Source organism: Isoptericola sp. NPDC060257, from assembly GCF_042726645.1.
Classification (GTDB): domain Bacteria; phylum Actinomycetota; class Actinomycetes; order Actinomycetales; family Cellulomonadaceae; genus Isoptericola; species Isoptericola nanjingensis.
In genome coordinates, this window is the sequence record NZ_JBHXAW010000200.1 from 1 (window position 1) to 8,404 (window position 8,404).

Sequence of the window (8,404 nt, forward strand, 5' to 3'; positions counted from 1 at the left end):
GCGCACCCTCGACGTCTACCGGTCGGTCCTCGCGGGCTGACCGGGCGCCACGCGCGCCGTCGGACCGTCAGCGGACCGCGGCGTAGGTGGCGGCGCTGAGGGCGTGCCGGGCGGTGCGCTCCACCTCGCGCAGGGCGGTGGACCGCTGGTCCGACTGCCAGAGGTTCACGGCGCCGCCGTCGTCGACGGTCGCGAGGTCGACGATCGCGAGCAGCCGGGTGGCGAGCTGCAGCACCCGGGCCCGGCGGCCGTCCAGCGCGGGCACGGGCCAGCCGTCCGTGCTGCCGCCGCGCAGCCGCTCGATGGCGTCCGCGGCGTCGTCGCGCCACCGGGCGACGTCGAGGGCGTCGAGGGCGTCGGTCGCGGTGACGAGGCTGGTGCGCAGCTCCTGCTCGGCGTCGGCGAGCGAACCGAGGGTCCCGGCGACGTGGGTCGACCAGGCGGGCACGGGCCGCACCTGCCAGACCACGAGGTGGCCCGGCTCCAGCGCGCTGCCGAACGCCGTGACGGACGGGACCGCGGCCCACGACCCGGCCGGGGTGGTGATCATCACGCACTCGCCGGCGTCGGTGGCCTCGGCGCTGACCGCGGCGGGCGTGCCGCCGAGGTCGCCGGGCGCGGGCAGCAGGGCACAGACCTCGCGGGGCCCGGCGAGCCAGGCGGTCACCAGGGCACGCAGGTCGGCGTCGTCCTCCCGCCCCGGCATCCCCACGACGCCGTGCGGCTCGTCGTCGCCCTGCACGCTGCGCACGACGACGCCGGGTGCGGCGCCGGTGGTGGCGAGCCAGAGCGCCAGCACGACGCTGCGGGGCAGCGCGGTCGGGTCGGTCTCCACGGCCCTCACAGTAGACGTCCCGGCGCCGTCGTCGCAGGCCGGGTCGCGGGCCGGTCGCGGCGCGCGGCTCGGGTAGGGTCGGGCCTCATGAGCGCGGTTCTCGACCTGCAGGGCGTCACCGTTCGACGCGGTACCACCACCATCCTCGACGCCGTGGACTGGCAGGTGAACGAGGGCGAGCGCTGGGTCGTCCTCGGCCCGAACGGTGCCGGCAAGACGACCATGCTGCAGATCCTCGCCGCGCGCTCGCACCCCACGGCCGGCACGGCCGAGCTCCTGGGCGAGCGGCTGGGCCGCGTCGACGTCTTCGAGCTGCGCCCGCGGATCGGCTTCGCGTCCGCGGCCCTCGCCGACCGCATCCCGGGCAGCGAGACCGTGCGCGACGTCGTGCTCACGGCGGCGTACGGCGTGACCGGCCGCTGGCAGGAGACGTACGAGGAGTTCGACGAGCAGCGGGCCAAGGACCTGCTCGCGGCGTTCGACGTCGCCGACCTGTCGGACCGCTTCTACGGGACCCTCTCGGAGGGCGAGCGCAAGCGCGTGCAGATCGCCCGTGCCCTCATGACCGACCCGGAGATCCTGCTGCTCGACGAGCCCGCGGCGGGCCTGGACCTCGCGGGCCGCGAGGAGCTCGTCGGGGCGCTCGCCGAGCTCGCGGCCGACCCGGCGTCGCCGGTCCTGGTGCTCGTGACGCACCACGTCGAGGAGATCCCGCCGGGGTTCACGCACCTCATGCTCATGAAGCGTGGCGGCATCCAGGCCGCGGGCCCGATCCAGGAGGTGCTCACCGCGGACAACCTCTCGCAGGCGTTCGGGACGCCCCTCATGGTCGCCCACGGCGGGGGCCGTTGGCTGGCCCGCGCGGCGCGACCCGCCGGTCGCTGAAACGGCTTCCCGCGTCGTCTCAGGCTTGGTAAAGTCTGTGCAAAACCTGGTGGCGGGGGCGTCTCTTCCCTGAGGGCTCGTCCGGCACCACATGCCCCCGTGGGGGGACGACGAGGGGAGAGGTCCATGGACTCCTGGCTGTGGTGGGTCGGAGGCGCACTGCTGCTCGCCGCGATCGAGATGCTCTCGCTGGACCTCGTGCTGATCATGCTCGCCGGCGGCGCACTCGGCGGGGCCGTCACGGCCGCCGCGGGCGGCGAGCTCTGGCTGCAGATCGTCGTCGCGTGCGTCGTGTCCGTGCTCCTGCTCTTCACGCTGCGCCCGTGGCTGCTGCGCCACCTGCGCCAGCGCGTCCCGCTCGTCGAGACCAACGCCGCGGGCCAGGTCGGCCGGACCGCCCTCGTCCTCGCGGAGGTCACCGAGACGGGCGGCCGCGTCAAGCTGCAGGGTGAGGTCTGGAGCGCCCGCCTCGAGGACGACGGCATCCCGAACTCCACCGGGCGCGTGCCCGTGGGCGCCGAGGTGCGCGTCGTGCGGATCGACGGCGCCACCGCCGTCGTCGCGCCGGTGGCCACGACGCACGAGCAACGCTCCGCCTGACGTCCCCCGGGTGCCGGCGGTCCGTCCGCCCGGCCCGGGGTCTGCACGACCCGCCGGGGGGACCGGCGGAACCGTCCGATGTCGACGACGTCGACAGGGTCGTCGACAGTGTCGACAGAAGGGACCGACGTGTCCGATACCGAACCCGGCACCATCGTGCTCTACGTGGTGCTCATCATCCTGGCGATCGTGCTGATCGTCGCGCTGGTCAAGGCCGTGCGCATCGTGCCGCAGGCGACGGCGCTGATCGTCGAGCGGCTCGGCCGCTACAACAAGACGTTCGAGCCCGGGCTGCACCTGCTGGTGCCGTTCGTCGACCGCATCCGCGCCGGCGTCGACCTGCGCGAGCAGGTCGTGTCCTTCCCGCCGCAGCCGGTGATCACGAGCGACAACCTCGTGGTGAGCATCGACACGGTCATCTACTTCCAGGTGACGGAGCCGAAGTCGGCGGTCTACGAGATCGCGAACTACATCACCGGTATCGAGCAGCTCACCGTCACCACGCTGCGCAACGTCGTCGGGTCCATGGACCTCGAGCAGACGCTCACCAGCCGCGACCAGATCAACGGTCAGCTGCGCGGCGTGCTCGACGAGGCCACCGGCCGCTGGGGCGTGCGGGTCAACCGCGTCGAGCTGAAGTCGATCGAGCCGCCCGCCTCCGTGCAGGGCGCGATGGAGCAGCAGATGCGCGCCGAGCGCGACCGCCGCGCCACGATCCTCACGGCCGAGGGTGTCAAGCAGTCGCAGATCCTCACGGCCGAGGGCGAGAAGCAGTCCCAGATCCTCCGGGCCGAGGGCGACGCCCAGGCGAAGATCCTCCAGGCCGAGGGTGAGGCGCGCGCCATCCTCCAGGTGTTCGGCGCCATCCACGAGGGCGACGCCGACCCCAAGCTGCTGGCCTACCAGTACCTGCAGATGCTGCCGGAGATCGCCAACGGCAACGCGTCCAAGCTGTGGGTGGTGCCCACGGAGTTCACCGCGGCGCTCGGCTCGATCGCCAAGGGCTTCGGCGGCGTGCCCGGCACCCCCGGCATCCCCACCCCGCCCGCCGACGACGAGGGCGCCGCCGAGCCGCGGCCGCGGCCGTCGTCGCTTCCCGCGCAGGCCCTGGAGGACCCGGGCGAGGCGCTCGCGGAGGCGCGGCGCCAGGCGGAGGCCGCCACGGCGGACGCCACCAGCGCGGGCACCCGGTCGGGTGCGCCGTTCGACCCGTCCGCCGAGCGCGGCCAGCGGCCGTCGGACGGCCCGACGGCGCCGCCGTCGCCCGGGGCGCAGCCGCGCTCGCTCGGTGGCGAGCCGGAGGACCCGCAGCAGTAGGACGCCGCGAGGCGCCACCGCGCGGCACGGATCGGACGGGAGGGCCGTCACCCCAGGGTGGCGGCCCTCCCGTCGTGCGTGCTCGGAGCCGCACGGAACGGGGCGGAAGGGGTCGAGGGAGCGGGAGGCGCCGTCGACGGGCCTCCGGACGCCGTGCCGACGTCGTGCCCAACGTTGCGGAGTGAGTGCTCACTCATTTAGTGTGGCGCCCATGAGCCCCACGCCCACGCCGACCGGTCGTGCCGCCCCCATGGCGCCGGACGACCGCCGCTCGGCGATCGTCGACGCCGTGCTCCCGCTCGTCGGCGAGCTCGGCCTCGACGTCACGTCGCGCGAGCTCGCGGACGCCGCCGGCGTCGCCGAGGGCACGCTGTTCCGCGCCTTCGGGGACAAGTACACGCTCATCGGCGCGGTGGCGGTCGAGGGGCTGCACCGCGCGTCCGGGCCGGTCGAGACGCGCGCGGAGCTGGCGGCGATCGACCGCGAGGCGCCGCTCGAGGAGCGGCTCGAGCGAGTCATCGAGCTCGGCCGCCGGCGGATGAGCGACGTCATGCGCTGGATGGGCGTGCTGCGCGCGCTGCACCACCGCACCGGGGCGCGCGACCAGGTCGAGCCCGGGCACGTGCAGGACTTCCGCGCGCAGCTGATGGAGCAGCGGGAGCAGCAGCGCGAGGCCACGGTCGCCGGCCTGATCGGGGTGCTGCAGCCCGACGAGCACCGCCTCCGGGTGCCGATCGAGGTCGCGGTGGCCCTGGTCGAGGCGAGCATCGCCGGCACGCACGCCCGCGTCGACCACCTGCTGCCGGCACCGTCGCCCCGGGTGGTCGCCGATGCGCTCGTCAACGGCATCGCGGAGGATCGAGCAGAAAAACACGTGCCCGAGACCACCGCGACGCAGAACACTGCGCACCGGAAGCACACCGCGTCCGAGAATCCCCCCGGGACGGCGACGCCCCGTACCTCCCACCCCCTGGAGCCCTGATGCTCGTCTCCCTGGCGCGGACCTATCTGCGCCCCTACGCCGGCGCCGTCGGCCTGCTGCTGGTGCTCCAGCTGCTCGCGACGCTCGCCTCCCTCTACCTGCCGTCCCTCAACGCGAACATCGTGGACAACGGCGTGACGACCGGGGACACGGCCTACATCATGCGGGTGGGCGGGTGGATGCTCGTCGTGAGCCTCGTCCAGGTCGCCTGCGCGATCGGCGCGGTGTTCCTGGGCGCCCGGGCCGCGACGGCGCTGGGCCGTGACGTGCGCCGCGACCTGTTCGACTCGGTGCAGGGCTTCTCCGCCCGCGAGCTCGGCCAGTTCGGCGCCCCGTCGCTCATCACCCGCACCACCAACGACGTGCAGCAGGTGATGATGGTCGTGCTGATGACCTTCACCATCATGGTGATGGCGCCGATCATGCTGGTCGGCGGCGTCATCATGGCGCTGCAGGAGGACGTCGAGCTCTCCGCGCTGCTGCTCGTCGTGGTGCCCGTGCTGGGCATCGCGATGGGCCTGCTGATGTGGCGGATGGTGCCCTACTTCAAGGCGATGCAGAAGCGGATCGACGCCATCAACGGCGTGCTGCGCGAGCAGATCACCGGCCTGCGGGTGGTGCGGGCGTTCGTCCGCGAGGACCGCGAGCTGGAGCGGTTCGGAGCCACCAACGAGGCGCTGTACGACACGTCGCTGAACGCCGGCAAGCTCATGGCGCTGGCGTTCCCGATGGTCATGCTCATCATGAACGCGTCGAGCGTCGCCGTGCTCTGGTTCGGCGCGCAGCGCATCGACAACGGCCAGATGCAGGTGGGCGCGCTCATGGCGTTCCTCAGCTACATCATGTACATCCTCATGGCCGTCATGATGTCGACGATGATGGTGATGATGGTGCCGCGCGCCTCGGTCGCCGCGGGCCGCATCTCCGAGGTCCTCGACACCGAGACCTCGGTCACCGAGCCGTCCGCGCCGGTCTCCCTCACGTCCTTGGCCGACGGCGAGGGGCCGCGCGGCGAGCTGACGTTCGAGGGCGTCGAGTTCCGCTACCCGGGCGCCGACGAGCCCGTGCTGCACGACCTGACGTTCAGCGCGTCGCCCGGCCGGGTGACCGCGATCATCGGCTCCACCGGCGCGGGCAAGACGACGCTGCTCAACCTCGTGCCGCGGCTCTTCGACGTCACCGACGGGCGCGTGCTCCTGGACGGCGTGGACGTGCGCGACCTGGCGACGGGCGACCTCGGGTCGCAGCTCGGCCTGGTGCCGCAGAAGGCGTTCCTGTTCAGCGGCACGGTGGCGGACAACCTGCGCTACGGCAAGGCCGACGCGACCGAGGACGAGATGTGGGCCGCGCTGGAGATCGCGCAGGCGCGCGACTTCGTCGAGGCGCTCCCCGAGGGGCTCGAGGCGCCGGTCGCCCAGGGCGGGACGACGTTCTCCGGCGGGCAGCGCCAGCGGCTCGCGATCGCGCGCGCCGTCGTCCGGCGCCCGCGCGTGTACCTGTTCGACGACTCCTTCTCGGCCCTCGACTACAGCACGGACGCGCGGCTGCGCGCCGCCCTGCGGCCGCGCACGCAGGACGCGACCGTCCTCGTCGTCGCGCAGCGCGTGGCGACGATCCGTGACGCCGACCAGATCCTCGTGCTCGACCACGGGCGCATCGTCGGGCGCGGCACGCACGCCGAGCTGCTGGCGGACAACGAGACCTACCAGGAGATCGTCACCTCCCAGATGTCCCTCGAGGAGGCGGCATGAGCACCGAACGCAAGGCACCGGCCCGTCCGGCCGGCGGCCCCCGTGGCGGCGGCCACGGCCCCATGGGTGGCATGGGTGGCGCCCCGGGCGCCAAGGCGATGGACTTCCGCGGGTCGCTCCGGCGGTTCGCGGGGGTGATGCGCCCCGAGCGGGCTCGCGTCGTCCTGCTCACCCTGTGCGGGATCGTCTCGGTGGCGCTCACCGTGGCGGGGCCGAAGATCCTGGGCGACGCGACCAACGTCATCTTCGCCGGGGTGGTCGGCAAGGCCCTCACCGCGGCCGGCGTCCCGGCCGGGACCACCGGGGACGAGGCCGCCGCCATGCTGCGCGCCTCCGGGGACAGCGCACAGGCCGGCCTGATCTCCTCGCTGCCCGACGTCGTCGCGGGCCAGGGCGTCGACTTCACCCGGCTCGGCGAGATCCTGGTGTGGGTGATCGCCATCTACCTGGGGGCGTTCCTCTTCGGGTGGCTGCAGGCGCGGATCATGACGATCGCCGTGCAGAACACGATGCGCCGCCTGCGCGACGACGTCGAGGCCAAGCTGCACCGCATCCCGCTGAGCTACGTCGACAAGCAGGCCAAGGGCGAGATCCTCTCGCGCGTGACCAACGACATCGACAACGTCGCGCAGACGACGACCCAGACGCTCGCGCAGCTCGTGACCTCCGTCCTCACGGTGATCGGCGTGCTCGGGATGATGTTCTGGATCTCGTGGGTGCTGGCGCTGGTCGCGCTGGTGACCGTGCCGCTGTCGGTGATCCTCACCATGCAGATCGCCAAGCGGTCGCAGCCGCAGTTCGTGGCGCAGTGGGCGGCCACAGGCCGGCTCAACGCGCACGTCGAGGAGATGTTCACCGGGCACTCGCTGGTCAAGGTCTACGGGCGCCAGGAGGCGGCGGCCTCGACGTTCGCCGCGGAGAACGAGGCGCTCTACGACGCCTCCCGGAAGTCGCAGTTCATCTCCGGCACGATGCAGCCGTCGATGGGCTTCCTCGCCAACCTCAACTACGTGATCGTGGCCGTGATCGGCGGGCTGCGCGTGGCCTCGGGGCAGCTGTCGCTGGGAGACGTCCAGGCGTTCATCCAGTACTCGCGGCAGTTCACGCAGCCGCTCACGCAGATCGCGTCGATGATGAACCTGCTCCAGTCGGGCGTCGCCTCGGCCGAGCGGGTCTTCGAGCTGCTCGACGCCCCCGAGCAGGAGCCGGACCCGGCCGACCCGCGCCGGCTGGACCACGTGCGGGGCCGGGTCGCGTTCGAGGACGTCTCGTTCTCCTACGACCCCGAGACGCCGCTCATCGAGCACCTCGACCTCGTGGCGGAGCCCGGGCAGACGATCGCGATCGTCGGCCCCACGGGCGCCGGCAAGACGACGCTGGTCAACCTGCTCATGCGGTTCTACGAGGTCGACTCCGGCCGGATCACGCTCGACGGCGTGGACAGCCGGGACCTGACGCGCGACGACCTGCGCTCGCGGATCGGCATGGTGCTGCAGGACACATGGCTGTTCAAGGGCACCATCGAGGAGAACCTGCGGTACGGGGTGCGCGACGGCGCCACGGTCGGCGAGGCGGAGTTCCTCGCCGCGACCGAGGCCACGCACGTGGACCCGTTCGTGCGCACGCTGCCCGACGGGTACGCGACGCTGCTCGACGACGAGGCGACCTCGCTCTCGGCGGGCGAGAAGCAGCTGCTGACCATCGCCCGGGCGTTCCTCGCCGACCCGGAGATCCTCGTGCTCGACGAGGCGACGAGCTCGGTCGACACCCGCACCGAGGTGCTCGTGCAGCAGGCGATGAACGCGCTCCGGGCGAACCGCACGTCGTTCGTCATCGCGCACCGCCTGTCGACCATCCGCGACGCCGACACCATCGTCGTCATGGAGCACGGGCAGATCGTGGAGCAGGGCGACCACGACACGCTGCTCGCCGCCGGCGGAGCCTACGCGCGGCTCTACGAGTCGCAGTTCAGCGCCCCCGTGGTGGACGAGGAGGACGTGGTCGCCGGTCCCGCCGGCGTCTGACCTGCAGCAT

At 72.8% G+C, this 8,404-nt stretch carries 7 protein-coding genes; 6 read left to right on the forward strand and 1 reads right to left on the reverse strand.

All coding sequences use genetic code 11. The features are described 5' to 3' along the window. Positions 1 to 67: 67 nt before the first annotated feature. Positions 68 to 835: a hypothetical protein gene (locus ACFWEK_RS15415; protein WP_430554590.1), complete on the reverse strand. Its 768-nt coding sequence runs from the start codon at positions 833 to 835 to the stop codon at positions 68 to 70. A gap of 87 nt (positions 836 to 922) precedes the next feature. Between ACFWEK_RS15415 and ACFWEK_RS15420 the strand changes: the two genes are divergently transcribed. The 6 genes from ACFWEK_RS15420 (at position 923) to ACFWEK_RS15445 (ending at position 8,394) form a co-directional block, all read left to right on the forward strand. Continuing rightward, positions 923 to 1,720, forward strand: a complete 798-nt coding sequence (locus ACFWEK_RS15420; protein ID WP_430554591.1) for an ABC transporter ATP-binding protein — start codon at positions 923 to 925, stop codon at positions 1,718 to 1,720. A 126-nt stretch (positions 1,721 to 1,846) separates the two neighbouring features. After that, positions 1,847 to 2,320: an NfeD family protein gene (locus tag ACFWEK_RS15425; protein ID WP_430546259.1), complete on the forward strand. Its 474-nt coding sequence runs from the start codon at positions 1,847 to 1,849 to the stop codon at positions 2,318 to 2,320. Positions 2,321 to 2,449: 129 nt separating this feature from the next. Next, complete coding sequence (locus ACFWEK_RS15430) at positions 2,450 to 3,637, forward strand: SPFH domain-containing protein (protein ID WP_430546258.1); 1,188 nt, start codon at positions 2,450 to 2,452, stop codon at positions 3,635 to 3,637. 211 nt (positions 3,638 to 3,848) lie between these two features. Next, entirely contained in the window at positions 3,849 to 4,619 is a 771-nt protein-coding gene (locus tag ACFWEK_RS15435) for a TetR/AcrR family transcriptional regulator (protein ID WP_430554592.1), read from the forward strand. Beyond that, a complete protein-coding gene (locus ACFWEK_RS15440) occupies positions 4,619 to 6,370 on the forward strand; it encodes an ABC transporter ATP-binding protein (protein ID WP_430554593.1) in 1,752 nt (583 codons plus the stop codon). The genes ACFWEK_RS15435 and ACFWEK_RS15440 overlap by 1 nt, the downstream gene beginning before the upstream one ends. After that, positions 6,367 to 8,394 (forward strand): ABC transporter ATP-binding protein, encoded by a 2,028-nt coding sequence (locus ACFWEK_RS15445; RefSeq protein WP_430554594.1) that lies wholly within the window; start codon positions 6,367 to 6,369, stop codon positions 8,392 to 8,394. The genes ACFWEK_RS15440 and ACFWEK_RS15445 overlap by 4 nt, the downstream gene beginning before the upstream one ends. The last annotated feature ends 10 nt before the right edge of the window (positions 8,395 to 8,404 follow it).

Bases quoted from the DNA above. Each gene is read 5' to 3' on its own strand.
- ACFWEK_RS15420 (WP_430554591.1), top strand. From the start codon at position 923: ATGAGCGCGGTTCTCGACCTGCAGGGCGTCACCGTTCGACGCGGTACC.
- ACFWEK_RS15425 (WP_430546259.1), top strand. From the start codon at position 1,847: ATGGACTCCTGGCTGTGGTGGGTCGGAGGCGCACTGCTGCTCGCCGCG.
- ACFWEK_RS15435 (WP_430554592.1), top strand. From the start codon at position 3,849: ATGAGCCCCACGCCCACGCCGACCGGTCGTGCCGCCCCCATGGCGCCG.
- ACFWEK_RS15440 (WP_430554593.1), top strand. From the start codon at position 4,619: ATGCTCGTCTCCCTGGCGCGGACCTATCTGCGCCCCTACGCCGGCGCC.
- ACFWEK_RS15445 (WP_430554594.1), top strand. From the start codon at position 6,367: ATGAGCACCGAACGCAAGGCACCGGCCCGTCCGGCCGGCGGCCCCCGT.